The 26,650-nt window shown below is 64.1% G+C and carries 18 protein-coding genes and 3 pseudogenes; 15 read left to right on the top strand and 6 right to left on the bottom strand.

Translation table 11 applies throughout. The features are described 5' to 3' along the window. Positions 1–211 precede the first annotated feature (211 nt). The 11 genes from GGR62_RS08910 (at position 212) to GGR62_RS08860 (ending at position 12,536) form a co-directional block, all read left to right on the top strand. Positions 212–1,270, top strand: a complete 1,059-nt coding sequence (locus GGR62_RS08910; RefSeq protein WP_343205398.1) for a pilus assembly protein PilM — start codon at positions 212–214, stop codon at positions 1,268–1,270. Then, a complete protein-coding gene (locus tag GGR62_RS08905; RefSeq protein ID WP_184407547.1) occupies positions 1,270–2,055 on the top strand; it encodes a PilN domain-containing protein in 786 nt (261 codons plus the stop codon). Before GGR62_RS08910 ends, GGR62_RS08905 begins: the two co-directional genes overlap by 1 nt. Further along, a complete protein-coding gene (locus tag GGR62_RS08900) occupies positions 2,052–2,717 on the top strand; it encodes a type 4a pilus biogenesis protein PilO (RefSeq protein WP_184407546.1) in 666 nt (221 codons plus the stop codon). The genes GGR62_RS08905 and GGR62_RS08900 overlap by 4 nt, the downstream gene beginning before the upstream one ends. Continuing rightward, positions 2,714–3,247, top strand: a complete 534-nt coding sequence (locus GGR62_RS08895) for a pilus assembly protein PilP (RefSeq protein WP_184407545.1) — start codon at positions 2,714–2,716, stop codon at positions 3,245–3,247. The genes GGR62_RS08900 and GGR62_RS08895 overlap by 4 nt, the downstream gene beginning before the upstream one ends. 19 nt (positions 3,248–3,266) lie before the next feature. Beyond that, positions 3,267–5,237, top strand: a complete 1,971-nt coding sequence (locus GGR62_RS08890) for a type IV pilus secretin PilQ family protein (RefSeq protein ID WP_184407544.1) — start codon at positions 3,267–3,269, stop codon at positions 5,235–5,237. 261 nt (positions 5,238–5,498) lie between these two features. Beyond that, positions 5,499–6,518 (top strand): MoxR family ATPase, encoded by a 1,020-nt coding sequence (locus GGR62_RS08885; RefSeq protein ID WP_184407543.1) that lies wholly within the window; start codon positions 5,499–5,501, stop codon positions 6,516–6,518. A gap of 22 nt (positions 6,519–6,540) precedes the next feature. After that, positions 6,541–7,503: a DUF58 domain-containing protein gene (locus GGR62_RS08880; RefSeq protein WP_184407542.1), complete on the top strand. Its 963-nt coding sequence runs from the start codon at positions 6,541–6,543 to the stop codon at positions 7,501–7,503. Positions 7,504–7,505: 2 nt separating this feature from the next. Beyond that, entirely contained in the window at positions 7,506–7,967 is a 462-nt protein-coding gene (locus GGR62_RS08875; protein WP_184407541.1) for a DUF4381 domain-containing protein, read from the top strand. Further along, on the top strand, positions 7,964–8,971 hold the full coding sequence (locus GGR62_RS08870) for a VWA domain-containing protein (RefSeq protein WP_184407540.1): 1,008 nt from the start codon (positions 7,964–7,966) through the stop codon (positions 8,969–8,971). The genes GGR62_RS08875 and GGR62_RS08870 overlap by 4 nt, the downstream gene beginning before the upstream one ends. Further along, positions 8,968–10,806 carry a VWA domain-containing protein gene (locus GGR62_RS08865; protein WP_184407539.1) on the top strand — a complete coding sequence of 613 codons (1,839 nt, stop codon included), beginning with the start codon at positions 8,968–8,970 and terminating at the stop codon, positions 10,804–10,806. The genes GGR62_RS08870 and GGR62_RS08865 overlap by 4 nt, the downstream gene beginning before the upstream one ends. Further along, positions 10,803–12,536, top strand: coding sequence for a BatD family protein (locus tag GGR62_RS08860; protein ID WP_184407538.1), 1,734 nt, complete (start codon positions 10,803–10,805; stop codon positions 12,534–12,536). The genes GGR62_RS08865 and GGR62_RS08860 overlap by 4 nt, the downstream gene beginning before the upstream one ends. Before the next feature lie 372 nt (positions 12,537–12,908). Here GGR62_RS08860 and GGR62_RS08855 read toward each other — a convergent pair whose 3' ends face one another. Continuing rightward, positions 12,909–13,094, bottom strand: coding sequence for a hypothetical protein (locus GGR62_RS08855; RefSeq protein ID WP_184407537.1), 186 nt, complete (start codon positions 13,092–13,094; stop codon positions 12,909–12,911). Positions 13,095–13,258: 164 nt separating this feature from the next. On the opposite strand from GGR62_RS08855, the gene GGR62_RS08850 reads away from it, so the two are divergent. Both GGR62_RS08850 and tkt read left to right on the top strand, forming a co-directional pair. Next, complete coding sequence (locus tag GGR62_RS08850; protein ID WP_184407536.1) at positions 13,259–14,539, top strand: dicarboxylate/amino acid:cation symporter; 1,281 nt, start codon at positions 13,259–13,261, stop codon at positions 14,537–14,539. Positions 14,540–14,749: 210 nt separating this feature from the next. Continuing rightward, on the top strand, positions 14,750–16,750 hold the full coding sequence (tkt, locus tag GGR62_RS08845) for a transketolase (RefSeq protein WP_184407535.1): 2,001 nt from the start codon (positions 14,750–14,752) through the stop codon (positions 16,748–16,750). Between the two features lie 95 nt (positions 16,751–16,845). Here tkt and GGR62_RS21420 read toward each other — a convergent pair. After that, a pseudogene (locus GGR62_RS21420) lies at positions 16,846–17,918 on the bottom strand (alpha/beta hydrolase). Between the two features lie 458 nt (positions 17,919–18,376). On the opposite strand from GGR62_RS21420, the gene fhuE reads away from it, so the two are divergent. Then, positions 18,377–20,566, top strand: a complete 2,190-nt coding sequence (gene fhuE / locus GGR62_RS08835) for a ferric-rhodotorulic acid/ferric-coprogen receptor FhuE (protein ID WP_184407534.1) — start codon at positions 18,377–18,379, stop codon at positions 20,564–20,566. A gap of 315 nt (positions 20,567–20,881) precedes the next feature. On the opposite strand, the pseudogene GGR62_RS08830 reads toward fhuE, so the two are convergent. Continuing rightward, positions 20,882–21,253 (bottom strand): annotated as a pseudogene (locus GGR62_RS08830) (LysR substrate-binding domain-containing protein); the annotation flags it as partial. Between GGR62_RS08830 and GGR62_RS08825 the strand changes: the two are divergent. Beyond that, positions 21,249–21,635: pseudogene (locus tag GGR62_RS08825) on the top strand (SDR family oxidoreductase); the annotation flags it as partial. The pseudogenes GGR62_RS08830 and GGR62_RS08825 overlap by 5 nt on opposite strands. A 127-nt stretch (positions 21,636–21,762) precedes the next feature. Here GGR62_RS08825 and GGR62_RS08820 read toward each other — a convergent pair. The 3 genes from GGR62_RS08820 to GGR62_RS08810 form a co-directional block, all read right to left on the bottom strand. Further along, on the bottom strand, positions 21,763–22,515 hold the full coding sequence (locus GGR62_RS08820; protein ID WP_184407533.1) for a M23 family metallopeptidase: 753 nt from the start codon (positions 22,513–22,515) through the stop codon (positions 21,763–21,765). A 2-nt stretch (positions 22,516–22,517) separates the two neighbouring features. After that, positions 22,518–23,498, bottom strand: a complete 981-nt coding sequence (locus GGR62_RS08815) for a L,D-transpeptidase (RefSeq protein WP_184407532.1) — start codon at positions 23,496–23,498, stop codon at positions 22,518–22,520. A 311-nt stretch (positions 23,499–23,809) separates the two neighbouring features. After that, positions 23,810–26,524, bottom strand: coding sequence for a TonB-dependent receptor (locus tag GGR62_RS08810; protein WP_184407531.1), 2,715 nt, complete (start codon positions 26,522–26,524; stop codon positions 23,810–23,812). Positions 26,525–26,650: the final 126 nt, after the last annotated feature.

Genomic DNA, 26,650 nt, shown 5'->3' with positions numbered 1-26,650 from the left:
TAAGAGAGATTCCGATTGCGGATTGCTTGGTCACAGAGTATAGATGACGCCGAGTTTGGCTGGGGCCGAACTCTGGGGATCGCAGAAGACAGCAGGGGGCACGTCGCGGGGTTGTTGCCCTGCGCGTGAAGTGCTTGTCAACTGTTAAAATTTGATTATTAATACGCGGGCGCAGACAAGCGTCCAAGTGCCCATCGGCAGGGGAGTTTCCGTGGGGCTTCTACCCAAGAGTCAATCGCCACTTATAGGTGTCGATATCAGTTCCACTGCGGTCAAGCTCTTGCAGCTGTCGCGCAGCGGGAATCGTTTTCGCGTGGAACATTACGCGGTGGAACCATTGCCGCCGAATGCGGTCGTGGAAAAGAACATCGTCGAGGTCGAGGCGGTGGGCGAAGCCATTCGTCGCGCCATCAATCGGTCCGGCAGCAAGGCCAAGAACGCGGCAGCTGCGGTGGCCGGGTCCGCTGTGATCACCAAGCTGATCCCGATGCCCGCCGATCTGGATGACAGCGATCTGGAAGCCCAGGTCGAACTGGAAGCCACCAACTACATTCCGTACCCGATCGAGGAAGTGAATCTCGATTTCGAGGTGATCGGCCCGATGCCCAACAGCCCGGACATGGTCCAGGTGCTGCTGGCGGCCTCGCGCTCGGAGAATGTGGAACTGCGCCAGTCGGCGCTGGAACTCGGTGGCCTGACCGCCAAGGTGATGGACGTGGAGGCCTTCGCGGTCGAAAACGCCTTTGCCCTGGTTGCCAGCGAACTGCCGGTGGCCGCCGATGCGGTGGTCGCGCTGGTGGATATCGGCGCCACCATGACCACGCTGAGCGTGCTGCGCTCCGGTCGTAGCCTGTACAGCCGCGAACAAGTGTTCGGCGGCAAGCAGCTGACCGACGAAGTGATGCGCCGCTATGGCCTGACCTACGAAGAGGCCGGCCTGGCCAAGCGTCAGGGCGGGTTGCCGGAGAGCTACGAGGTCGAAGTGCTGGAGCCGTTCAAGGAGGCGACGGTGCAGCAGATCAGCCGCTTGCTGCAGTTCTTCTATGCGGGCAGCGAATTCAATCGCGTCGACTGCATCGTGCTGGCCGGCGGTTGCGCCGCGCTGTCGCGCCTGCCGGAGATGGTGGAAGAGCAACTGGGTGTGACCACCGTGGTCGCCAACCCGCTTGCACAGATGACGCTCGGCCCGAAGGTTCAGGCCCATGCGCTGGCGCTGGATGCGCCTGCATTGATGATCGCCACCGGCCTGGCCCTGAGGAGCTTTGACTGATGGCAAGAATCAATCTATTGCCCTGGCGCGCCGAGCGCCGGAAGGCGCGCGAGCGTGAGTTCTATTCGATGCTGGGCTTCGCCGCGTTGGGCGGCGTGCTGCTGTCGGCGTTGATCTGGTTCTACTACGACGCGCAGATCAGCGGCCAGACCGAGCGCAATGCGTTCCTGACCACCGAGATCGACAAGGTCAAGGCGCAGAACGAAGAAATCAAGGAACTCGACAAGAAGAAGGACCGCCTGCTTGCGCGCAAGAAGGTGATCGAGGAACTGCAGGCCAACCGCTCGCAGATGGTGCACCTGTTCGATTCGCTGGTGCGCACCATCCCCGATGGCGTGGCGCTGACCAACATCAAGCAGGACGGCGACATCCTGACCCTGGAAGGCCGCTCGCAATCCAACGCGCGCGTCAGTGCCTACATGCGCAACCTGGAAGGCTCGGGCTGGATGACCAATCCGGACCTGTCGATCATCGAGGCCAAGAGCCAGGACAAGGCCGGGCAGCCTGCCTCGTCGATGGATACCAAGGCGTTGCCGTACGTGTTCACGCTCAAGGTCAAGCTGGCCAATCCGAACGAGACTGACAAGGACGGCGCCACGCCGGCTGCGGTCGACGCGCAAGCGCCGGGCGCGACGCCGACGCCAGCCGGGACGGCACCTGCGTCCACGCCAGCGGCGGCACCTGCCGCTGCACCTGCGTCCGCCACACCACCGGCCGCCGCGCCTGCACCCGTGCAGCCCGCGCCCGCGTCTGCCAATCGGCCGCAGGAGGGGGCGGCGTCATGAGTAAGAAATCATTCAAGCTCAGCGATCTGGATTTCAACAATATCGGTGGTTGGCCGCAGCAGGCGCGCATCGTGTTCTGCGTGGTCGTCGGGCTGTTCATCCTGGTGCTGGCCTGGTTCCTGTTGATCAGCAGCAAGCGCGATGAACTGGAAGGGCTGGAAGGTACCGAATCCCAGCTGCGTACCGAATTCGAGACGCAGCAGGGGCGTGCGGTGAACCTGGAGCCGCTCAAACAGCAGCTCGCGCAGATGGAACAGGTGCTGCAGCAGATGCTGCGTCAGCTGCCCAGCAAGACCGAAATGCCGGACCTGATCATCGACATCTCGCAGACCGCGCTGTCCAGCGGCCTGTCCAACGAGCTGTTTCAGCCGGGCCCGGAATCGCCGAAAGAGTTCTATGCCGAAAAGCCGATCGCCTTGCGCATGGTGGGCAGCTACCACCAGTTCGGCGCCTTCGTCAGCGGCGTGGCCTCGCTGCCGCGCGTTGTGATCCTGACCATGCACGACATCAACCTCAAGCCGAAGGACGCCAAGGCCGGCATTACGCCGCGCGGGGCGCTGGAACTGTCCGGCACGGTCAAGACCTATCGGTATCTGGACGATGAGGAAATGGCCGAGCAGGAGAAGGCTGCGGCCGACGCTGCGAAGAAGGGCGGCCAATGACCATGAAATTGCTCAAGATCCTGTCCTGTGTGGCGCTAATTGCAGTATTGCCGGCGTGTAGCCGCGGCGTGACCAGCACACCGGGCGATGCGCCCAATCTGCAAGCCTGGGTCGCCGAGGTGCGTGCGCGCCCGGCGCCGCCATTGGAGCCATTGCCGGTGATGCAGCAGTTCGAGACGTTCGAATACGCAGCGCAGTCGATGCGCGACCCGTTCAGCGATGCCTGGGTCAGTGCGGAAGGTGGTAACGGCACGCGTCCGGATCCGAACCGGCGCAAGGAACCGTTGGAAGCCTTTCCGCTCGACGCCCTCGACATGGTGGGGACCATTGGCGGTGGGTCGGGCTTGATCGCTCTGGTGATGGCGCCGGACAAGGTGACCTACCGGGTGCGGCCGGGCGTGTATCTGGGACAGAGCGATGGCCGGGTGACCGGGGTCTACGAAGACCGCATCGAACTGATTGAACTTGTGCCGGACGGTGCGGGTGGATGGCTTGAACGGCCGGCCGCGCTCGCATTGGATGATCAATAAAGTGATAGGGGATAGCACGATGACGTTTTCCAATGCCCGGCGGCTGCGTCCGGTTCGACGCCACGCGCTGCTCCATGCCTGCGGGTTGGGATTGGCGCTGGCACTGGCCAGCGGCAGTTCGTTCGCGGCGGCAGCGCTCGCTCAGCCTGCGCAGACCTCAGCCAAGGCCGCTCCGGCAAGCCTGGCGGTGTCCAAGATCGACTTCAAGCGCGGTGAAGATGGTGCGGGCCGCCTGATCCTGCAATTCGACGGTCAGGGCGCCAGCCCGGACCTGCGCACGCAGGGCGACAACGTGGTGGTGGACATCAGCAACGCCAAGTTGCCCGCCGAGTTGCAGCGCCCGCTCAATGTCACCGATTTCGCGACGCCGGTGCAGCGGGTCGAGGTCAAGCCGTCCGGTTCCGGTTCGCAGCTGGTGCTGTCGACCAAGGGCGCGTTCGACTCGCTGGCCTATCAGACCGGCAACGAATACGTGGTCGAGATCACTCCGCGCAAGGGCCAGCCGGCGGTCGGTGGCGTGAGCGCCACGGCGGTCACCCAGGCCGCAGCGCAGATCGCTGCACGCGGTTACAGCGGTCGCCCGGTGACGTTCAACTTCCAGGACGTGCCGGTGCGCACCGTGCTGCAGCTGATCGCCGAGGAATCGAATCTCAACATCGTCGCTTCCGACACCGTGCAGGGCAATGTCACGCTGCGCCTGATGAACGTGCCGTGGGACCAGGCACTGGACATCGTGTTGCGCGCCAAGGGCCTGGACAAGCGCCGCGACGGCGGCGTGGTGTGGGTCGCCCCGCAGCCGGAGCTGGCCAAGTTCGAGCAGGACAAGGAAGACGCCCGCATCGCGATCGAGAACCGCGAGGACTTGATTACCGATTACGTGCAGATCAATTACCACAATGCAGCAGTGATCTTCAAAGCGCTGACCGAGGCGAAGGGGATTGGCGGCGGCGGTGGCGGCGGTCAAGGTGGTGGCCAGGGTGGTGGCGGTGCAGGGCAGCAGGACAACGGATTTTTGTCGCCTCGCGGACGCTTGGTCGCTGACGAACGCACCAATACGCTAATGATCAGCGATATCCCGAAGAAGGTTGCGCAGATGCGCGAACTGATCTCGCATATCGATCGTCCGGTGGATCAGGTGTTGATCGAGAGCCGGATCGTGATTGCGACCGATACGTTTGCGCGTGACCTCGGGGCGCGCTTTGGTGTGACAGGCGCAACTGGGCGTGGAATTCTCAGTGGTTCGCTGGAAAGCAATGTCAACTATTTGAACACCTCGGCACAGCGACAGAATGAGCTGAATAACACTCGAACTGGCACTTCGCCCGGAACCAGTAACACGTTGCCGGCGCATCTGTTTCCATCGGGGCTGAATCTTGATCTTGGGGCTGGCGGCTTCACCAACAGTGGTGCGGCTGGGCTCGCCTATACCCTGCTGGGCTCCAACTTCAACCTGGATATCGAGCTGTCGGCAATGCAGGAAGAAGGGCGCGGCGAAGTCGTTTCCAATCCGCGCATCGTGACCGCCAATCAGCGTGAAGGTGTGATCAAACAGGGCCGCGAAATCGGCTATGTGACCATCAGTGGCGCGGGCGCTGCAGGTGGCGGGTCGCAGGCCAATGTGCAGTTCAAGGAGGTCCTGCTCGAACTCAAGGTGACGCCGACGATCACCAACGATAACCGCGTTTTCCTCAATATGAATGTCAAAAAGGACGAAGTGGCACGCTTCATTACCTTGCCGCAATACGGCACCGTGCCGGAAATCAACCGTCGGGAAGTCAATACAGCAGTATTGGTGGCCGATGGCGAGACGGTGGTGATCGGCGGTGTGTACGAATTCACTGATCGTGAGAGTGTGTCGAAGGTGCCGTTCCTGGGTGACATCCCGTTCCTGGGCAACCTGTTCAAGAAGCGTGGGCGCAGCAAGGAAAAGGCCGAGCTGCTGGTCTTTGTGACCCCCAAGGTATTGCGGGTCGCAAACGCAGCGCGGTAAATGTGCTGAATGTAGGAGGCCGCGAAAGCGGCCTTCTTCTTTTAGGCGATGCACTCGAATCCTAGGCGCAGTGCAAATACGTCCGTCCCAAGTTGGGAGGCTTACCTGACCGTTAGACCGGGGCGATCAATGCCGTGGTGTCTTTCCGCGATTCAGGTGCGCCGCATATCCGTTGGCAGGCAGCATGACCCTGGCCGCTCACTGAACGTCATTCCTGGTCCGCAGTGAACCATTCGCCCCCGAATCGGTCACACTGGGTCTATGAACGCACCGCCGCTTTTACCCCCAGAAGCCGCTGCCGCGCCCGCCGAGGACCGGTTGCATCGTCAATTCACCTCACTGCGCGAGTCGCTGGCGCAGCGCATCGTCGGGCAGTCGGCGCTGGTCGAGCGCTTGTTGATCGCCTTGCTGGCCGACGGTCACCTGCTGGTAGAGGGCGCGCCCGGGCTGGCCAAGACCACCGCGATCCGCGCGCTGGCCTCGCGGCTGGAAGCCGATTTCGCGCGGGTGCAGTTCACCCCTGATCTGTTGCCTTCCGATCTGACCGGTACCGAGATCTGGCGACCGCAGGACAGCCGGTTCGAGTTCATGCCGGGGCCAATCTTCCATCCGATCCTGCTGGCCGACGAGATCAACCGTGCGCCGGCCAAGGTGCAGTCGGCGCTGCTGGAAGCCATGGGCGAGCGGCAGGTCACTGTCGGCCGGCATACCTATGCATTGCCGCAGCTGTTCCTGGTGATGGCGACACAGAACCCGATCGAGCAGGAGGGCACGTTTCCGTTGCCCGAGGCGCAGCTGGATCGCTTCCTGATGCATGTGCGCATCGGTTATCCGCACGCCGACGCCGAGGCGGAGATCCTGCGCCTGGCACGCGAAGCTGCGCGCGACACCTTGGAAAAGCACGAGACCGTGCCCGAGAAGATTCCGCTGGAAGATGTGTTCGCCGCACGACGCGTGGTGCTGGATGTGCACTTGGCACCGCAGCTGGAACGCTATCTGATCGAGATCGTGCTGGCCTCGCGCGACGCCCAGCGCTATGACCCGGCGCTGGCGCGTCGGATTGCGTGGGGTGCGAGCCCGCGTGGTTCCATTGCGCTGGAGCGCTGCGCACGTGCGCGTGCCTGGCTGGCCGGACGCGACTATGTGACGCCGGACGATATCCGTGCGATCGCGCCGGATGTGCTGCGTCATCGCGTATTGCCCAGCTACGAAGCCACCGCCGAAGGCTGGGATGGCGAACGTCTGGTCGCCGCCTTGCTGGAAAAGATTCCGCTGCCCTGATCGGGTAGCGTGTCGCCGAGGTATGCCGCCCTCTGACCAGAATCCGATGTCTTCGATGCCGTCTTCGTCCCCTGCCATCGCGCCGTCGTCCATCGCCGGTGATGGACTGCGCCCCACGCTTGCGGAGTTGATCGCGCTGCGTGGCAGCGCCATCCACCGCGGACAGCCGGGTCGTGGTCGGCATGGGGTGGTGGGGCCGGTGCCGGCGGCGACACGTGGACGCGGGATGGAGTACGCCGAGTCGCGTGAGTACGTGGCTGGCGACGATGCGCGGCATATCGACTGGCGCGTCACCGCGCGCACCGGGCGTGCCCACACCAAGCTGTTTCAGGCCGAGCGCGAACGCCTGAGTCTGATCGTGGCCGATACCTCGCCTGCGCTCTTCTTCGGTACGCGGGTGCGCTACAAATCGGTGCAGGCCGCACGTGCCGGCGCGGTGGCCGCGTGGTTGGCGCAGCGGCAAGGCGACCGGATCGCCGCCTTGCGTGGCACTGCCAGCGAGGCGCCGATCGCCCCGCGCTCCGGTCAACGCGGCGTGCTGCCGGTGCTGGATGCGTTGGCGCGCTGGTACGCGCAGCCGCCGTCCGGCGATGCCGGTCTGGATGTCGCACTGGATCATGCCGCACGACTGCTGCGCCCGGGTGCGCGGCTGACCGTGCTGGCCGACGCACGCAGCGCCAGCCGGATTTCCGCCACGCGTTGGTCGGGCCTGGCGTTGCATCACGAGGTGGTGGTGATCGTGTTGGTCGATCCGTTGGAGCTGTCGCCGCCTGCAAGCGCGCTCACCTTCGATGTGCGTGGCGAGCGCATTGCGATCGATCTGTCCACGCAGGCCGGACGCGCGCGGTGGCAGGCCGAATTCGTGGCGCCGCTCGAACAACTGACCTCGCTGTTGCAGGCACGCGGCGTGCGCTTGCATCGCCTGTCCACCGACGATGCCAGCGACGCCTGGTTGGGCAGCAGCACCGCCGTGCGGAGCCGATGACGATGGCGCCGCAATCGCTGCCGCTACGCGATGTCCATCTGCCGCCGTCACCCTCGTGGTGGCCGCTGGCGCTTGGTTGGTGGCTGGTGATCGCAGCGGTGGTGCTGGTGCTTGGAACTGTGTGGTTCTGGTGGTGGCGTCGCCGCCGTCAGCAGCGTCGCTGGTTGGCGGCTTTCGATGCCGAGCTGCGACGCGCGACGACGCCGGCGCAGCGATTGGCAACCTTGTCTGGGTTGTTGCGGCGCGCGGCGCGCGGTGTCGATGCGCAGGCCGATCGGCTGCAGGGCGAGGAGTGGCTGCAGTTTCTGGACGGACGTAAGAGCAAGACGCAGGCCTTTTCGCAGGGACCGGGCCGAGCGGTACTGGAGGGAGGATTTCAACGTGCGCCGACGGTGGCCGACCTGGATGCGGTGCAGGCGTTGGCGCGCCAGCGCTTTGTGAGCTTGATGCGGGGCCGGCGATGAACTGGCTGCAGTGGTCGCAATGGCAGGACGCGCTGGCAAATTGCGCATGGCCGTGGGCGTGGTGGTTGATGCCGCTACCGTTGCTGATGTGGTTCTGGCCGCAGCGTCGCGCCGATACGGCTGCGCTGCGCGTGCCTTATGCGGATCAGTTGCGTGCAGTGGCGCAGTCCAAAAGCATACCGGCGCTGCGGGTGCCACGTTGGCTCGCCTGGTTGGGCTGGTTCTTGTTGTGCGCGGCGCTCGCGCGCCCGCAGCAACTGGGCGATGTGATCCAGCCGCCGCGCGAGGCGCGCCAGATGATGTTGGCGGTGGACCTGTCCGGCAGCATGAGCGAGCCGGACATGGTGCTCGGCGGCAACGTGGTGGATCGCCTGACCGCCGCCAAGGCGGTGTTGTCGGACTTTCTGGACCGGCGCGACGGCGATCGTGTCGGCCTGCTGGTGTTCGGCCAGCGTGCTTATGCGTTGACCCCGTTGACCGCCGACCTGACCTCCGTGCGCGACCAGTTGGCCGACAGCGTGGTCGGACTGGCCGGGCGCGAAACCGCGATCGGCGATGCGATCGCCTTGTCGGTCAAGCGGCTGCGCGAGCAAAAACAAGGTCAGCGCGTGGTGGTGTTGCTGACCGATGGCGTCAATACCGCAGGCGTGCTCAATCCGCTCAAGGCGGCCGAACTCGCCAAGGCCGAAGGCGTTCGGGTCCACACCATCGCCTTTGGCGGCAGCGGAAGTTATTCGTTGTTCGGCGTGCCGATCCCGGCCGGCGCCAACGACGATATCGATGAAGACGGGCTGCGCAAGATCGCCCAGCAGACCGGCGGGCGTTTCTTTCGCGCCCGCGATACCGAAGAGCTGGCCGGCATCTACGCCGAGCTGGATCGTCTGGAGCCGGTGAAGGCACTCGGCCCGTCGGTGCAGCCGCGCGTGGAGCGCTATTACTGGCCGCTGGGCGCGGCGATCGTGATTGCGCTGCTGGCCTACGTGTTGCCACGGAGATGGCGATGAACGCGCTGGCCGAGGTCATGGGCGCGTGGCAGTCGTTGCATCTATTGCGCCCGATGCTGCTCTGGGCGCTGCTTGCGATCGTTCCGGCAGCGGTGCTGTGGCACGTGCGTCGCCGCAGTGCGGATGTGTGGCGGCACAACGTGGATGCGCATCTGTTGCCGAGGTTGCTGGTTGCCGGTGGTCGGCGTGGATGGCTGGGATTCGCACTGGCTGCGTTGACCTACTCACTGGCGGTGGTGGCAATGAGCGGGCCGAGTTGGCGCCAGACCGAGCGGCCGGTGTACCAATCCAGCAGGCCGTTGGTGGTGGCGCTGGATCTATCGTCCAGCATCAATGCCAACGATCTGCCGCCATCGCGCCTGCTGCAGGCACGCGCCAAATTGGCCACGCTCCTGCGCAAGCGGGCCGGCGGCGAAGTCGCGCTGCTGGTCTACGCGGGCGAAAGCTTCACCGTGGCGCCGTTGACCGACGACACCGCAAACGTTGCGCTGTTTCTGGATGCGCTATCGCCATCGGTGATGCCGGTGGACGGCAAGCGCGCCGATACCGCCATCGACGCGGCCACGCAGTTGTTGTTGCACGCCGGCTTCCGGCAGGGCGACATCCTGCTGGTCAGCGATAGCGCGGACAGGGCCGCCGACAGTGCGGCGCGGCTGGCGCGTTCGCGCGGATTCCGCGTGTCTGCGCTCGGTGCAGGCAGCGAGCGCGGTGCGGCCTATCGCACGGCCAACGGCGAGATCGCGCAGGCCAAGCTCGACGAGGGCAGCCTGCGCGATCTGGTCGGGCAGGGCGGTGGCCGGTACGCGCGCATCGCGCCCGATGATGCGGATCTGCGCGCGTTGGGTGTGCTCGATCCTGCGCAACAACCACTGGCTGATGAGACGGCCGAAGCCAACGGCGGCAAGACCTGGCTGGACGAAGGGTATTGGTTGCTGCTGCCGGTGATGCTGCTGGGCCTGCTGGCGTTTCGTCGCCGCGCTGTGGTGGCGGTCCTGGCGCTGGTGTGCGTGTTGCCGCTGGCCCAGCCGGCAGAAGCCGCCGATCGCTCGTTGTGGCAGCGTGCCGACCAGGTGCAGCAACAACGTCTGGATGCGGGCGTGCAGGCCTACCGCCGAGGTGATTTTGCGGCGGCGCAGAAAGCCTTTGAAGGCGTGCCCACCGATGAGGGGTTGTATAACCTCGGCAATGCGCTGGCGCGGCAGGGGCAGTACGACGAGGCGATTGCGGCCTACGATCGTGCGCTCAAGCAACAGCCCCGTCAGCCCGATGCCATTGCCAATCGCGCGGCGGTCGAGGCGGCGCGCAAGCGCCAGCAGCAGAACAACAAAGACGGGAAAGGCCAGTCCAAAGATCAGAAGCCATCCGGGCAGAACAACGCCGGCGAAAATCACGCCGGGCAGAACAAGCAGGACAACCAGTCCTCTGGTCAGGACGGGCAGGACCAGCAGGATTCGCAGGGCAAACCGGACGGCAAGGACCAGTCATCTTCGCAGCCGCCACAGGACGGAAAGTCGCAGGACCAACAGTCCAAGAGCGGGCAAGGCGAGCAGAGCAAGCAGGACGCACCGCCGCAATCGGCCGATGCCAAGGCACAGCAGCAGGCCGATGCCGCACAGCGGCAAAAGATGCAGCAGGCGATGGCCCAGGCCGGCGACAAGAACGCCGATGTAAGCGGCAAACCGGCGACTGCGGCAAGCGACAGCGAGACGCCGGAACAGCGTGAGCAACGCCAGGCGGTGGATGCCTGGTTGCGGCGGGTACCGGACGATCCGGGCAGCTTGCTGCGCACCAAATTCAGGCTGGAACACGAACGCAGGCAACGGGACGGACGATGATCGGCACACTCCATTTGCGCCGCGCGGCAATCGGCATGTTGACCAGCGTGGTGCTGCTCGCCAGCGCTCCGGTTGGTGCGGTGACGCGCGCCTGGCTGGATCGGGACAGCGCCAACGCCGGCGACGTGGTGATGTTGAATATCGAAACCGATCAACGCGGCGTCGATCCGGATTACACGCCGTTGCGCAACGACTTCGCGCTGGGCGCCAAGAGCGCCAACCAGCAGATGCAGGTGACCAATGGCGCGGTGACGGTGCGTGCGTTGTTCGGTGTGGTGTTGACCCCGCGCAAGAGCGGCGAGCTGATCGTGCCGGCGATCCGCGTCGGTAATGAGCGCACCGAGCCGTTGCGGTTGCAGGTGGTTGGTGCGGCAAACGATGCCGGCAGTAGCGCACCGGGCGAAGCGAGTGCGGCGCAGGGCAACGAGGAGGTCTTCGTCCAGACGCAGGTGGACGATCCGCAGCCCTATGTGCAGCAAAGCGTCGGGGTGGTGTTGCGGTTGTACTTCGCCAACCAGCTGGCGTCGGGCGAACTGGATCTGGATGCGCCCGCTGGCGCATCGCTGCAACGCGTTGGCGATGACGTCAATTCGGTCAAGATGGTCAACGGGCGCCGCTACAACGTCGTGGAGCGCCGTTACCTGCTGGTGCCCGAGCGCAGCGGACGCGTGGTGCTGCCCTCGGCGCGGTTCAATGGGCGCTCGGTGGGCGGGTTCTTCGACGACTACTTCGGTCGCGGCAACGGCGAACTGAGCGCGCGCAGCGCCAGCATTGCGCTGCAGGTGCGCGCGCAGCCTGCCAATGCGCCGCAGCCGTGGTTGCCGCTGCGCAGCCTGCAGTTGCGCTATACGACCACGCCGCAGCGCGCGAGGGCCGGTGAAGCGGCGCAGATCGTGGTCGAAGCCAGCGCACGCGGCGCCACCCAGGCACAGTTCCCGGAATTGCCGACTCCGAGCGTGCCCGACGCGCAAGTGTTCGCCGAGCCAGCGCAGTACGAGGAACGCTTCGTGGATGGATCGCCGCAACTGCGGCTGACCCGGCGCTATTCGATCGTGCCCAATCGCGCCGGCCCGCTGGTGGTGCCGGGTTTGCAGGTGGCTTGGTGGGACGTGGGGGCGGCGGCGGCCAAGACCGCAGCGCTGCCGGACCTCACGCTGGACGTGGTCGCCGGGAGTGGGGCCTTTGCGACGCCTGCGCCTGCACCCGCAGCAAGTCCGTCGCCGGATAACGCAGCGCCTGCTCCAGCGGCCAGCGCACTGGGTGCGCAGCCATCGGCAGCTGCATCACGGCCATGGGGCTGGATCGGCGCGGCGATCGGGTTTGCGTTGTTGTGGATCGCCACCCTGGTGTGGGCCTTGCTGCAGCGTCGCGGGGGAGTGCACCGTGCCCCGGCGAGCACTGGCAGCGACGCGCCTGCGCCCGGCCGGCGTGCGACCCATGGCGTGGCCGAGTTGCGCCGCGCGCTCGATAGCGGTGGCATGGACGATGTGGCTGCGGTGTTGTGCGGTATGGCTGGCCTGACCGAGATCGACAGCGTGCTCGCAGCGTTGGCGGATCCGGCCCAGCGTGCGGCGGTGGCGCAGATGCAGCGCGCCCGCTGGGGCGGCGATGGCGATGTGGCTGCGGCGCGGGCGGCACTGCGGCAAGCCTTCGCCAAGGGGCCGCGCTGGCGCAATGCCACCGCAGCAGAGCCGGAGGTGCTGGCGCCGTTGTATCCGCCTGCGCCGTGATCGGCTGTGCTGCCGCTTCATCGGTTGACAGACCGTGGATGGTCGCCATGCCGTGTATCGCTGTGACCCATTGAATCTGATTGCGCAACTGGGTGACTAGCGGTGTTGCCGAACGTAGAGCGTTGGGCTGCGGCTTGGCTGCAGGGCGCTTGCCCGCCTACATCGCGGGACACGCCGCAAGTACGTCCTTGTGTGCTCTCTTCTGCAGCATCCATGCCGCATAGAGCCCGCGACGGTAGGCGGGTAAGGGCCAGTCGAGACGATCGGTACGCAAGGTTTTCAGCAAAGCAATCAGCACATGTCCTGGCGCGGTGTCCTTGCCCTCGACCACCGATCTTGGCGATCCGCATTCCCCGAAACCGAACCTTTCGTTTAGTGCAATCTGCTGTTTGCTACGAATAATTCGGTTTTCAAGCTGGCGACAAAATAGGAAAAGTCCTCTGCAACTGCTTCAACCTGATCCCCGCCGTAACCGTTGTCGCCGAAGCGTTTTGCCGTAAGGACATGTAGATTTTCGCCCTTGGCGCGACGCTCCAAAAATAACGTGGATTCACTCATCGCAGCACCCCGGCACGTGCCGCCACCCTCCACGGGGTGGTGAATGCAGCTACCGTCGAGATGCACCTACCCTTGGACAGAAGCATGGCGTCGTGCCGGGTAGGTGGCCGCGGGGATGGCGTTTGTTAAGCTCCGGGGATTGTGTCCAGATCAAGGCCGACCAGATGACTGCATCCCCAGCCGCACGCCGCCCGGGCCTGCCCCTGCATTGGAAGATGGGCATTGGCTTCGCCGTGGGCCTGTTGTTGGGTCTGGCCGTGTACTACCTGGCCGGCAGCGATGCCGAGTGGGTGCGGCTGGCGACCAAGTACGTGACGACGCCGTTCTCGCAGATTTTCCTCAATCTGATCTTCATGCTGATCGTGCCGCTGCTGTTTTCGGCGCTGGTGATGGGCATCTCCGAAATGGGTGACATCCGCGCGCTGGGGCGGGTGGGGTGGCGCACGCTGGGCTACACCGTGGTGCTGTCCGGCATTGCGGTGCTGCTCGGTCTGGTGCTGGTCAACGTGCTCAAGCCCGGTGCTGGCGTGGACCCGCAGCTGGCCAATCAGCTGATCCAGGAAAACGCCGACCGCACCCGCGAGATCATTTCCAGCTCCGGCACCCAGCCGCAGGGCATGGATATGTTGCTGTCGATCGTGCCCAACAACGTGATCGCCGCCGCGTCCAGCAATGGCGCGATCCTGTCGCTGATGTTCTTCGCAGTGATGTTTGGCGTCGGCATGGTGCTCACCGCCGACGAAAAGGTCGCCACGCTCAAGCGCGGCATCGAGGGCATCTTCGAAATCTCGATGACCTTGATCGGGCTGGTGATTCGCCTGGCTCCGTATGCGGTGGCCTGCTTCATGTTCAACCTGGCCGCGCTGTTCGGGTTCGATCTGTTGATCCGCCTGGGCGCCTACGTGGGCGTGGTGGTGTTGGCGCTGGGCCTGCACATGGTGGTCAGCTACGGGCTGGCGGTGAAGTTTGCCGGGCGCTCGCCGCTGGGCTTCTTCAAGCAGACCCAGGAGGCCACGATGATGGCGTTTTCCACTGCCTCCAGTAACGCGACCTTGCCCACCGCCTTGCGTGTGGCCGACGAAATGGGCCTGCCGCCGCGCGTGTCGCGCTTTGTGCTGACCGTCGGCGCCACCGCAAACCAGAACGGCACCGCGCTGTTCGAGGGCGTGACGGTGATCTTCCTGGCGCAGTTCTTCAATGTGGACTTGAGCATCGGCCAGCAATTCATGGTGATGCTGGTCTGCATCCTGGGCGGCATCGGCACCGCTGGCGTACCGTCTGGCTCGCTGCCGGTGGTGGCGCTGATCTGCGCGATGGTCGGGGTCAACCCGGTCGGCATCGGCATGATCCTGGGCGTGAACCACTTCCTGGATATGTGTCGCACTGCGCTCAATGTCACGGGCGACCTGGCGCTGACGACCTTGGTGGCCAAGGGCGAGGAATAGGGAATCGGGAGTAGTGAATGGGTAAAGCGGGCTGTTGCGATCGGCACGTGCGATGCGAGGGCCATGTCTACGAGCAGCGTTAGCGGCCAACCTGCAACGCTGCATCCGATTCCCCATTCTCAATTCTCCATTTCCGGCCCCACTAACACGCTCTGTGGGAGAATAGCGGTCTCCGCTTCCAGCGGTTTCCCTCCGCTTCCATAGACGCCCATGACCCAGCCCACCCGCCGCCAGCTGGCCAACGCCATCCGTTTTCTCGCCGCCGATGCGGTCGAAGCCGCCAAATCCGGCCATCCCGGCATGCCCATGGGCATGGCCGATATCGCCGAAGTGCTGTGGAACGATTTCTTCCGGCACAACCCGAACAACCCGCAGTGGTTCAACCGCGACCGTTTCGTGCTGTCCAACGGCCACGGCTCGATGCTGCAATACGCGCTGCTGCACCTGTCCGGCTACGACCTGCCGATCGAACAGCTCAAGCAGTTCCGTCAGCTGCACAGCAAGACCGCGGGCCACCCCGAGCGCAGCGAAACCCCCGGGGTGGAAACCACCACCGGTCCGCTGGGGCAGGGCTTTGCCAATGCCGTGGGCTTTGCGCTGGCCGAGAAGTTGCTGGCGCAGCGCTATAACCGCCCGGAGCTGGAAATCGTCGACCACCGCACCTGGGTGTTCATGGGCGATGGCTGCATGATGGAAGGCATTTCCCATGAAGCCGCCTCGCTGGCCGGCACCTGGGGCCTGGGCAAGCTGGTCGCGTTCTGGGACAACAACCATATCTCTATCGACGGCAACACCGCCGGCTGGTTCAGCGACGACACCCCGGCGCGTTTCGAAGCCTACGGCTGGCATGTGATCCGCGATGTGGACGGGCATGACGCCGACAAGATCAAGGCGGCGATTGAAGCCGCGCTGGAAAACAGCGACAAGCCGACCCTGATCTGCTGCCGCACCAAGATCGGCTTCGGTGCGCCGACCAAGGCCGGCAAGGAATCCTCGCACGGCGCGCCGCTGGGCAAGGAAGAACTGGAAGGTGCGCGCAAGGCGCTGGATTGGCCGTACGGCCCGTTCGAAATTCCCGAAGAGATCTACGCCGGCTGGCGCGCAGGTGGCACCGGTACGCTGCGTCAGGCCGAGTGGGAGCAGCTGTTCGACAAGTACGGCAAGCAGTACGCGGCCGAAGCTGCCGAACTGACCCGTCGCTCGCACGCCGAACTGCCGGCCGACTTCATCGCCCAGGCCGATGCCTACATCGCCAAGGCGCAGCAGGACGGCCAGACCATCGCCTCGCGCAAGGCCTCGCAGCTGGCGATCGAAGCGTTCGCGCCGCTGTTGCCGGAACTGATCGGCGGCTCGGCCGATCTGGCGCATTCCAACCTGACCTTGTGGAAGGCCAGCAAGTCGGTGGCCACCGACGACCCGGATGCCAACTACGTGTATTACGGCGTGCGCGAATTCGGCATGACCGCCATCGCCAATGGTCTGGCGCTGCATGGTGGCTTCATTCCTTTCGATGCCACCTTCCTGGTGTTCAGCGACTACGCGCGCAATGGCGTACGCATGAGCGCGTTGAATCCGGCGCATGCCATCCACGTGTACACGCACGACTCGATCGGCCTGGGTGAAGACGGCCCGACCCATCAGCCGGTGGAACACCTTGCCTCGCTGCGCTACATCCCCAACAACGATGTGTGGCGCCCGGGCGACGCGGTGGAATCGGCGGTGAGCTGGAAGGCCGCCATCACCCGCAAGGACGGCCCGAGCTGCCTGGTGTTCAGCCGCCAGAACCTGCAGCACCAGCCGCGTAGCGCCGAGCAGCTCAAGCTGATCGAGCGCGGTGGTTACGTGCTGGCCGATGCCGAAGGCGGCACGCCCGACGTGATCCTGATCGGTACCGGTTCGGAAGTCGGCCTGGCGATGGAAGCCAAGAAGACCCTGGACGCTGCCGGTTTGAAGACGCGCGTGGTGTCGATGCCGTCCACCGACGTGTTCGATCGCCAGGATGCGTCCTACCGCGAGTCGGTGCTTCCGAATGCAGTGCGCAAGCGCGTGGCGGTGGAAGCGGGCGTGACCGGCTTCTGGCGCAAATACGTGGGCCTGGATGGCGATGTGGTCGGTATCGACACCTTCGGCGCCTCGGCGCCGGCGGATCAGCTGTATGCGTACTTCAAGATCACCGCCGAGCATGTGGTTGCGGCTGCCAAGGCGCTGTAAGGCCTGAGGTGTTGCCTGAAAGAAGAGCCGGCGAAAGCCGGCTTTTTTTTACCTTGTGTGCGATGCGCCACCGTGCAACGGAGACATTGCGCGTGTCAGTGCGCGTCGTTGGCCAGCGCCGATGCGCGGATCCTGGTCAGCACGTGCAACTGTGCGTCCAGCATCGGCGGATTGGGATCGTGCCCGGTGCGCGGCAGCAACAGGAAGTGCTTGGACGGGGCAGAAAGCCCATCGAAATAAGCCTTGCTGATCTCCTTCGGGGTGACCAGATCCTGCTCGCCCTGGATCAGGTAGACCGGCATGGCGAACTGCGGCCCGAGTTTGTGCAGGTCGATCCGCGGCCCCATGCCGTCGCCTGCCAGCCCGACGAACTGCAGGAAGGAATAGTCTTCGCCGGCTTCATAAGCTGCGCGGTAGTCGGGCGTGTCGTACTCGGCTGCGAAGGTGAACCAGCCGTCCGGTGCCGGATCGGTGCTCAAGGCTTCGTACTTGCGCGTCAGGCGCCGAAGCACCCCGAAGTTGCGCGGGTTGCTCCAGGGCGGCGGCCCGATCGTTTCCAGCTTGCCGATGGCGTCTGCATCGCTGGCCGCCTGGGCCAGGCGCAGCGTCTTGGCGTAGCTCGACGCCATGTCGTTCTGGTAATTGACCAGTTGCGCCGTGCCGACATAGGCATGAAACAGCTCGGGACTGGCCTTGGCGATGTTGACGGCCAGCGCCGAGCCCCACGATCCGCCCATCAGGATGAGTTTGTGCTTGCCCAGCCGTTGCGTGGCATAGCGTGCGACCTCGCGACCGTCCTGGTCAGCCGCTGCATCGTCAGCGTCTCGCCGTCGGCGGGTTTGCTTGCCGCGTAGGTCTTGCCGGAGCTGCGTTGGTCCCACTGCACGATGGTGAAATCGCGCGTCCAGCTGCCGAACGGAGGTTGCGCGAACGGCGTGTTGGGATTGCCCGGCCCGCCATGGACGATCAGCACCACGGGGTTGCGGCAGTCCTGGCCTTCGATCGTGACCCATTGCAGGATACCGCCAATCGGGACAAGGCCGGCTTCGTGCACGCTGCTGCCCGGCGCACGGCACGCATCGTTCGGCGGTATTTCCTTTGAAGGTGCAGCGCTCAGTCCCGGCGCGCACTGCAGCAGGAGTGCGGCTGCCATCCAGCATTTCTTCATCTGATCTCCATTGCGTTGCACTCCGTTGTCGATGAGTGGCCTGTCTGCCTGGCACTCGCGCCGAGTGTTGCGTGCAGGCGGCTTCGACCACAATGCCTGTCGTCCAGCAGACGTGCGGAGGCGGATGTTGATGTCTTGCGGGCAATCACGGCGGATCCGTGGTGTCGGCGGAGCGGGCGATGGGAGCGCCCGGCATTGCAGGGGCGCGGTTAAACCGGGCTGATCCTTTGGGTGGCGCGTGCCTCCGACCCGGTGCGTCTGCTGGCAGCACGCATCGGCATGTCTGTAGCGTTCGCTTGGGTTGAACGGGCGCTAAAAATTTGTAAATCCTCCTGTTTAAAATGTGAATCATTCCCATTAAGATGGTGCGTTGCCGGTGGTAAGGCACACGTTCCCCCTTGTTGCCGGCGCCGCCTCTTCGCAGCGCGTGGTCTGATCCGTTTGCGTTGGAGTCCCCGATGACCCGTAGTACCGAATTGCGTCTTGCTTCTGTGGGCGCGCGTCGCCATGTCTTGCCGCGCGCGCTGTTGGCTGCGCTGTGCACGATGGCCGCCGGCCAGGTGCTGGCCGAGGCGCCTGTTGCCGCCGCCGATGCCGAGGTCACCACGCTGGACCGGCTCAACGTGCAGGCTGAACAGGCCAACGGCTATACGGTGGAAAAGACCACCGCCGGCACGCGCATGGACCTGTCGCTGCGGGAGATTCCGCAGTCGGTCACGGTGGTCACACGCGAGCGCATGGACGACCAGAACATGCAGAGCATCGGCGACGTGCTCAACAACGTCACCGGCGTGTCGTCGGTGCCCAGCGACAGCGAGCGTGTGGAGTTTTACGCGCGCGGCTTCTACATCGACAATTACCAGTTCGACGGTATTCCGGCCTACATGGATCAGGCCTGGAGCTACGGCGACTCGGCGCTGGACGTGGCGCTGTACGAACGCGTGGAAGTGGTGCGTGGTGCGACCGGCTTGCTGACCGGCTCGGGCAATCCGTCGGCCTCGATCAACCTGGTGCGCAAGCATGCGCTGAGCCGTGATTTCACCGGCACGGTGTCGGTGGGCGGTGGCGATTTCAACAAGACCCGCAACGTGGTCGATGTCACCGTGCCACTGACGTCCAGCGGCAATGTGCGCGCACGCGTGGTGGGCGTATATCAGGATGGCGAGTCGGAGATGGACCGCTACAGCATGCGCAAGAAGATCGGCTCGGCGATCATCGATGCCGATCTCACCGACAGCACGCTGCTGAGCGTGGGCTACGAGTATCAGAAGAAAGAAGCCGACGACGTTACCTGGGGTGGTTTCCCGCCGGTGTACAGCGACGGTACGCGCACCAACTTCCCGAATTCGTTCAACCCGGCGGCCGATTGGACCTATTGGGACACGCGCATGGAGCGCACGTTTGCTAGCCTGGAGCACGCCTTCGAGAACGACTGGACGCTCAAGGCGAACGTCAGCCACGAAGAAACGTCTGCCGCAAACACGCTGTTCTACCCGTTCTATACGATTTATGGCTTCGACCGTCAGACCGGAGGTGGCGTCATACCTTATTCGGGCCACTACGAAACCAAGCGCAAGGTTGATGGCGCAGATACCTACGTCGAAGGCGCATTCCAGGCATTCGGACGCGAACACCAGTTCATGGGCGGCCTAAGCTATAACCGCAGGGAGTATGTGAACTTGGGCCGGTCGAACTTTCCTGTCGTTTCACTCGATCCACTCGTGTACCAAACCATTCCCGACTATCGGGCATGGAACGGTAGCTATCCGCAGCCTGATTGGAGTACTACGGAGGTCTTTCCAAGTGGCGGCACTATTACCCAGAAGGCAGGTTATGCGGCGGTGCGCTTGTCGCTGGCCGACCCGCTGACATTGATTGCGGGCACGCGTTACACCGATTGGCAGAGTGAAGGGGAGGGCGCTGACCGCTCTCACACGGTGACCGTGCCGTACGCCGGTCTGATCTACGACATCGACGACACTTGGTCGACCTATGTCAGCTACACCGAAATTTTTCAGCCGCAGAGCCTGCGTAGTCGCAATAGCACGTTTCTGGATCCGATCGATGGCAGGAGCTACGAGGCCGGTGTCAAGGCAGCGTGGTTCGACGACAAATTAAATGCATCGCTGGCGATCTTCCGTATCGAACAGGACAACGTTGCACAGCCTACCAGTGTCTTGCTGCCTAACGGCGAACAAGCCTACTTCGCGGCGCGCGGCACCATCAGCGAAGGCTTCGATTTTGAAGTGTCGGGCCGCCTTGTTGAGGGCTGGAACACCACCTTCGGCGCTTCGCACTACACCGCACGCGATGCCAACGACACCTCGATCAACAAGCAGCTGCCGCGTACCACCATCAAGCTGTTCAATAGCTACACCCCGCAGGGGACGTGGAGTGACCTGACTGTTGGCGGTGGCGTCAATTGGCAGAACCGCATTTACTACGTGGATTCGGCCTACGGCACCTTGCAACAGGATGCCTATGCCTTGGTCAGTGCGTTCGCACGCTACAGGCTCTCGCCGCAGTTCTCGGTGCAGCTGAATCTGGATAACCTGCTCGACAAGCGCTACTACTCGCAGATCAATGCGGGCTATGACGCCTGGGGCGCATCACGAAACGGCATGCTGACCTTCAATTACACGTTCTGATCGCGGACGACTGCTGGCATAACGTGTGTGCTTGACGTAGTGCCGTGAGATTGCACGGGCACCTTGCAAAAGGTGCCCGTGTTTTTTTTGTGCGGCTGGCATCAACAGAAACAGCCGTCTCTTGCTGGAAGGAGTGCGGTTGTTTCCTGGGCGAAGTTGGCGTCTGCAGGTTGCGCAAAGCGTAAGCGTCCTAGCGCGAAAGGACGCCGCAGATGCCGTGGCAACCAGGCAGTCATATAGCGCTGCATTGCTGACGCTTGCGTTTCATCACGCGATCGAAAAATCTAAAAGCTCTGTATCCGAATCCGCAGCAGCTCAAGGCAACATCGGTTGCACATGCGGCGGCATCACCTCTGCGACCCAGTCCATGAACGCACGCGCACGCTGCGGCAGATGGCGGCGTTGCGCGTAGAGCAGGGTGACAGGGATCGGTTCCGGTGCGAGATCGGCAAGCACTTCGATCAAGGCGCCGCTGTCTAGATACGCACGCAGCGGGCTGGCCGGTGCCTGGATGATGCCCAGGCCGGCCAACGCAGCGGCCAGATACGCATCGCCGTTGTTCACCGTTACCGGGCCGCGCATCGGCTGCAGTTGATAAGCATGCCCGTCGTCATATTCAAGGCCCGACGCCTGCTGGCCCAGCGTCGGCGCGTAATGCACAAGATCGTGGTGGGCCAGATCGCTGACCCAGGCACTGTTGCCGCTGATTGCCGATAGTGGGCGCATCCTCAACGTGTCCGGTGGTCTTGCACGTTTCGCGCTGCCCGGCTCGTCGGCCTACGCGATGATGAAGGGCGGAGTGGAAGTGTTCACCCGCTATCTGGCCAAGGAGCTGGGTGCACGCGGTATCCGTGCCAATACCCTGGCACCGGGTGCCATCGAAACCGACTTCAATGGCGGCAGCGTGCGCGACAACGCGCAGGTCAATGCGATGGTGGCGTCGGTCACTGCGTTGGGCCGGCCAGGAGTGCCGGACGATATCGGGCCCGTGGTGGCGGCGCTGCTTGCGCCGGGTACCGGCTGGATCAACGCCCAGCGCATCGAAGTGTCGGGCGGAATGTTGATCTGAGAGCGGGCAACAACTCCAGCCTTTAGCCGGCAGGCGCGCTGCCGGTGCCCGGAATCGGCATATACCAAACGAATAAGCCGTTTCCGTCGTGCCGTCGGCCCCTTGTGTGCATCAATCCGTCAGTGCATCACTGCAGCGTCTGATCGCCATGCAGGACGGGATAGGGATTCAACGCTTCGCCCTTCCACCATTGCTTCTCCGGGCCGAGACGATGGATCTCGAAATGCAGATGCGGTGCGCCAGGGTCGGCGTTGCCGGTACTGCCCACGTAGCCGATGACCTGGCCACGCTTGATGGATTGCTTTTCCGTCAGGCCGTCTGCATAGCGCTGCAAGTGGGCGTAGTAGTAGCAATACGTGCCGCTTGGCTCGAACTGATACACGGTCAGGCCGCCGCGCTCGCTGTCGAACAGTTTTTCCACCGTGCCATCTGCAACCGCAAGCACCGGTGTGCCGGTGGGGGCGAGGATGTCGATGGCGTCGTGGACGCGGCCTTCGCTGCGTGCGTCGGTAAAGGTGTCCTGCAGTTGGTCGGGACCGATGCCTTGCACCGGAATGAGCAATCCGCTGCCTGTGGGTTGCGGCGCAGTCGCAGTCGCAGTCGAGGTCGTGGGCGCAGGTGCTTGCTCTACCGGCGCTGTTGGCGCAGGCGATGCGGCAAGCGCTGGCGCGGACGTACCCAATGTTGGAGAGGCCGCTGGCAACGCCGCCGCCGCCGCAGCCGCATCGGCTGCTGCGCGTTCGGCTGTCGCCGTTGACGTGGGCGTGGGCGTGGGAGACGGCGACGGCGACACCGCCGCATCCGGCGCGCCACGTTCCAGCCACCAATAGCCAGCGGCACCGATCAATAGCCCCAGCATCAAGGTCAACAGCAGCTTCATGCTTACTCCTGCATCACCACCGGCACCGAGGGACCAACCACACTGGCCAGGTTGACCACATCCCAGTTGGTCAGGCGCACGCACCCATGCGATTCGGTCTTGCCGACATGGCCGGGTTCCGGCGTGCCGTGCAGGCCGTAGTGTGGCTTGGAGAGGTCGATCCAGACGCGGCCGACCGGATTGTTCGGGCCGGAGGGCAAGGTGGCTTTCTGATCGCCTTTCTTCGCGTCCCAGAACAGTTTGGGGTTGTACTTGAACACCGGATCGCGCGAGATGCCCTGGATCTTCCAGTGGCCGATCGGCAGCGGATCGTGCTTGCTGCCGGACGATACCGGAAATTGCGCATACACCTTGCCGTCGGCATCGAACAGCCGCAGCGTCGAGTCGGATTTATCGATCACCAGCTTGGCCGGCTTGGCCAGCGCCGGCACGCCATCGATGTTGGGGACCTGGATGACGCTGCCGGCCTTGCTCAAATCCACACCGGGGTTGAGGTGGCGCAATAGTTCGGGGGCGGCATGGAAGCGCTCACCCAGGGCCTCGTCCACCGAGGTGTAGCCGAGCGAGGGTAGCTTGGCCTGTTCGGCCGGGCCCTTGGGAATTGGCAGGAACGGTCCGGCGACATCGGCAGCGGTGAGCGTGTATTGCACCAGCGCGGGCGTGGTATCGGCCTGCAAGGCCTGCCAGGTGGCGTCATCCAGCTCGCCGCTCACCTTGATCGCGTGTGCGGCCTGGAAGCCGGACACGGCGCGCTTCTGGTTGGAGCCACGTTCGCCATCGATCTGCCCCGGCGAAAAATGTGCACGGTCCAGCAGCACCTGTGCGTGCAGGTCCGAACGCGGGCCGGTTGCTACGGCACCCGCAGCGGGCGCAGCGGCAGGCGCAGCAGTGGCGGGCGGTTGTGGCGCCTGTGCCGACGCGCAGAGCGACGTGCCCAGGGCTAGGGCGAGCAGGCAGAGGCGAGCGTAAGGGCGTGGGGGCATGAGCAGATCCGATGGATGCATGGGCGCACCTTGCCCGAGCGGGCTGCGCTTGCTGCGTGAAATGGCTGCACCCTGACTGACTGAGGGTGGGATATCGATGCGGCCACTGGCCGACGAGGAGGGGATGTGGTCTTGCGCCGCTGCGGATGCAACCGTCACGTTGCACGTGGCGGGGCGCGCAGGCTGGCGTGTGCGATCCGGCAGCATCGACCGGAACCGGTCGCCTGCGTGATGCGCAGACGATCGGCCGATGGCATCGGCAGCGACGTGCGTGAGCACCCACGTCGCCGCGTATCGCGCAGGGTTTGTCGTCAGTAGGTGTAGCCCAACGTCAGCATGTACACCCGTCCGGTCTGCACATACGCGCCATCGGCGCCGTTGTCGTAGGCCATGTAGCGTTTGGATCTGCCCTGGGTTTCGTAGAACGTGGCGGCATTGAGCAGGTTCTTTGCCGACACGCCTACATCGATGTGGTGCGGCAGGTGATAGGTGGCGTTGAAATCCAGCGACTTGACCGGCTGCAGGTAGTAATTGAGCCGGTCGGTGGTCAGCCCCAGCAATTGCAGGCCGGTGTAGTTGTAGCTCAGGTCTGCGCGCAGGTGGCTGTCGTCGTAGAACAGGTCCAGGTTGTAGATGCGCTCCGGGGCGCGCGGCAACCAGGTCTTTTCCGGTTGATCGGCACGTTTGCTGTCCGCTTCGCTGTGCTGCAGCGTGAGGTTTGCAGTGACGCCGAAATTGCTCCAGATGCCCGGCAAATCCTGCAGACGTTTGCTCGCTGCCAGTTCCAGCCCGTAAAGCGTGGCGGTGCCGCCGTTCTGCGGCATGGTCACCGGCACGCCGTTTTCGAAGGTAGTGCCGGTCGGCACCAGTCCACCAAGCGTGTTGTCGTTGCTGGTTGCCGATTGCGAGGTGTAGATGAAACCGGTGATGCGCTTGTAGTAGGTCGAGGCGCTGAGCACGCCGCCGTTGTGATCGTAGAACTCGGCCGACAGATCGGCGTTGTCGGCCTTGCTCGGATGCAGATCGGGGTTGGGTTTGGAAATGCCGACCACGCGTTGGGTGTCGTCGATGGAGTACACCGTCTCGCCGGAAATCAGTCCGAAGGCCGGACGGCTGAAACTGCGGCGCAGCGAGGCGCGGTAGACGGTGAGATCGTCGGGTCGATAGTTGATGCTGATGCCGGGCAGGACCTGCCCGTAGGTGCTGCCGGTGCCGACGAAACTGCCGCTGGCGCCGTCTCCGCTGGATTGCCAGGAATCGGCCGAATAGCGGGTCAATTCGTAACGCACGCCAGGTAGCACGCTCACCTGGCCGAAGTGCAGCGCGGCCATCGCGTAGCCCGAATAGATCGCCTCGGTGCTGGAGGTGGTGTTGGCGTTGTAGTCGTTGGCGGTATAGACGCCCGCGCCCTTGGGGTCGTCGATGTATCTATAGGGCAAGGCTTGCGCAAGCATCCAGTCGCGGTCCAGCAATTTGAACGGACCCGCGTAGTGACCATCGAACGCGTGATAGGTGAGGCGGCCCGGAATGGCGCTCAGCGGCGGTCCGCCAGCAGTGGGGAATGCGTAGTTGGGGCCGCCAAAGTAAGGCCCGTTGCTGACGAAGTTGCCGTCCTTGTGGAAGAACGGGTGATCGTAGGCGCCGCGGTCAGAGTGGTCGGCAGACAGGCCCAGCTTGACGCTGTCCAGTACATCGCCATCGACCTGGTAGGTGATATCGGTGTGCGCGTTGATGCGGTTGTCGTGACTGCCGGCATCATGGCCTTGCACCTTCCACAGCAGCGACGAATCCAGGTTGTAGAAGAAGTCCTTCAACGCCGCCGAGCTGGGGCCGATGCTGGGGTAGGTCGGGTCGCTGAGGTCGAAGGCGAAGCTGCCCGGGGTAAAGCCATACAGGCTCGCCGACACATAATCCGGCCGGCTGCGCGTGCCGCGACCCACCGAGGTGCCGTAGTCGAAGCGCAAGCGATCCAGCGTGGTCTGACCGCCCAGCTGCAAGGTCGCCAGCTTCTCGTCGATATCATGGGTGTTGAAGTAACCGCCACGCACGGCAGTGGGTTGGTTGAGATAGGTTTCCAGGCGCGCGCTGGACTGATCCTGTTGGCCTGTGACCCCGTAGCTGCCGTAGATGGCGCGGGCAAACAGCGCACTGTTGTCGCCTTGCCAGTCGAGCGAGAGATTGGCGCCATAGCGTTCGATCTGGCTGGTGTACAGGCTGTATTTGTAGCGGGTGTTGATCAACGGGCCGACATCACGCAGGTCGGTTGCGCTGGCCAATGCAGGGTCGGCCGGCAGGTACTTGCTGTTGGGTGCCGGCGCCTGTGCCATGTTGTTGTTCTTGCCGTAATAGGCCGATGCATAAAGCCCGAAGGCGTAATTGTCGCCGAATTTCCAGGCGAGTTCCTGCTGGAAGGTGCCACCGGTGTCCTTGCCGCCCAGGTGCGAGGCCAGTGCATTGAACTGACCTTGCGCGGTGCTCTTGGCGTAGAAATCCTGGCCGAAATCGAACGCGTTGGGTGTGCGCATGTCGATCGCGCCGCCGATCGCGTCGCCGGGCATGTCGGGTGTGGGCGATTTGGACACCTGCACCGACTGGATGCCGAACGGCGCCAGCATGTTCAACGAGATCGCGCGCGTGGATGAATCGGTTTCCGGCATGCCGAAGCCGTTGAGCCTGTACGCGTTGTAGCTGGCGTCCATGCCACGGATGCTGACGTAGGCGTTCTCGCCGGTGGTGGCCTGGCCCAGATGCATGTCGCTGTACGACGACAGGCCTGGCATGTGCGCCACGACATCGGCGATGCCGCCGGAGGGGATGGCGTCGATCTGCTGCTTGCTCATCACGCTGTTGACGCTGCTGGACAGGCGCTGTTCGTTGAGCGAGCCGGGTGCGGCGGCGTGTTTGGCCTGCACGTTGACCGAATCCAACGTGGTGGTGCTCAGTTCCGGCGTCTCGGCGAACACCGGCGCGGATAGCGCCAGTGCGATGGCGCAGCTCAGACGATGGAGGGTGCGTGGAGTGTGCATGCTATGGACTCGCGTGAATGAAAGGGGGCGCCTGCCCCGTGACGCGGGCGCAGGCGTGCAGCGCCGACGCCTTCCATTGCGACAGGTCTGTGTGTGCGGGGATGCGGTATTGCGTCGACGCAAGCG

Source organism: Xanthomonas sp. 3075, from assembly GCF_014197275.1.
Lineage (GTDB): Bacteria > Pseudomonadota > Gammaproteobacteria > Xanthomonadales > Xanthomonadaceae > Xanthomonas > Xanthomonas campestris_B.
Note: the sequence above shows the minus strand (reverse complement) of the source record. Positions and strands in the feature narration are given on the sequence as shown.

Bases quoted from the DNA above. Each gene is read 5' to 3' on its own strand.
- GGR62_RS08905 (WP_184407547.1), top strand. From the start codon at position 1,270: ATGGCAAGAATCAATCTATTGCCCTGGCGCGCCGAGCGCCGGAAGGCG.
- GGR62_RS08900 (WP_184407546.1), top strand. From the start codon at position 2,052: ATGAGTAAGAAATCATTCAAGCTCAGCGATCTGGATTTCAACAATATC.
- GGR62_RS08895 (WP_184407545.1), top strand. From the start codon at position 2,714: ATGACCATGAAATTGCTCAAGATCCTGTCCTGTGTGGCGCTAATTGCA.
- GGR62_RS08890 (WP_184407544.1), top strand. From the start codon at position 3,267: ATGACGTTTTCCAATGCCCGGCGGCTGCGTCCGGTTCGACGCCACGCG.
- GGR62_RS08885 (WP_184407543.1), top strand. From the start codon at position 5,499: ATGAACGCACCGCCGCTTTTACCCCCAGAAGCCGCTGCCGCGCCCGCC.
- GGR62_RS08880 (WP_184407542.1), top strand. From the start codon at position 6,541: ATGCCGCCCTCTGACCAGAATCCGATGTCTTCGATGCCGTCTTCGTCC.
- GGR62_RS08875 (WP_184407541.1), top strand. From the start codon at position 7,506: ATGGCGCCGCAATCGCTGCCGCTACGCGATGTCCATCTGCCGCCGTCA.
- GGR62_RS08870 (WP_184407540.1), top strand. From the start codon at position 7,964: ATGAACTGGCTGCAGTGGTCGCAATGGCAGGACGCGCTGGCAAATTGC.
- GGR62_RS08865 (WP_184407539.1), top strand. From the start codon at position 8,968: ATGAACGCGCTGGCCGAGGTCATGGGCGCGTGGCAGTCGTTGCATCTA.
- GGR62_RS08860 (WP_184407538.1), top strand. From the start codon at position 10,803: ATGATCGGCACACTCCATTTGCGCCGCGCGGCAATCGGCATGTTGACC.
- GGR62_RS08855 (WP_184407537.1), bottom strand. From the start codon at position 13,094: ATGAGTGAATCCACGTTATTTTTGGAGCGTCGCGCCAAGGGCGAAAAT.
- GGR62_RS08850 (WP_184407536.1), top strand. From the start codon at position 13,259: ATGACTGCATCCCCAGCCGCACGCCGCCCGGGCCTGCCCCTGCATTGG.
- tkt (WP_184407535.1), top strand. From the start codon at position 14,750: ATGACCCAGCCCACCCGCCGCCAGCTGGCCAACGCCATCCGTTTTCTC.
- fhuE (WP_184407534.1), top strand. From the start codon at position 18,377: ATGACCCGTAGTACCGAATTGCGTCTTGCTTCTGTGGGCGCGCGTCGC.
- GGR62_RS08820 (WP_184407533.1), bottom strand. From the start codon at position 22,515: ATGAAGCTGCTGTTGACCTTGATGCTGGGGCTATTGATCGGTGCCGCT.
- GGR62_RS08815 (WP_184407532.1), bottom strand. From the start codon at position 23,498: ATGCCCCCACGCCCTTACGCTCGCCTCTGCCTGCTCGCCCTAGCCCTG.
- GGR62_RS08810 (WP_184407531.1), bottom strand. From the start codon at position 26,524: ATGCACACTCCACGCACCCTCCATCGTCTGAGCTGCGCCATCGCACTG.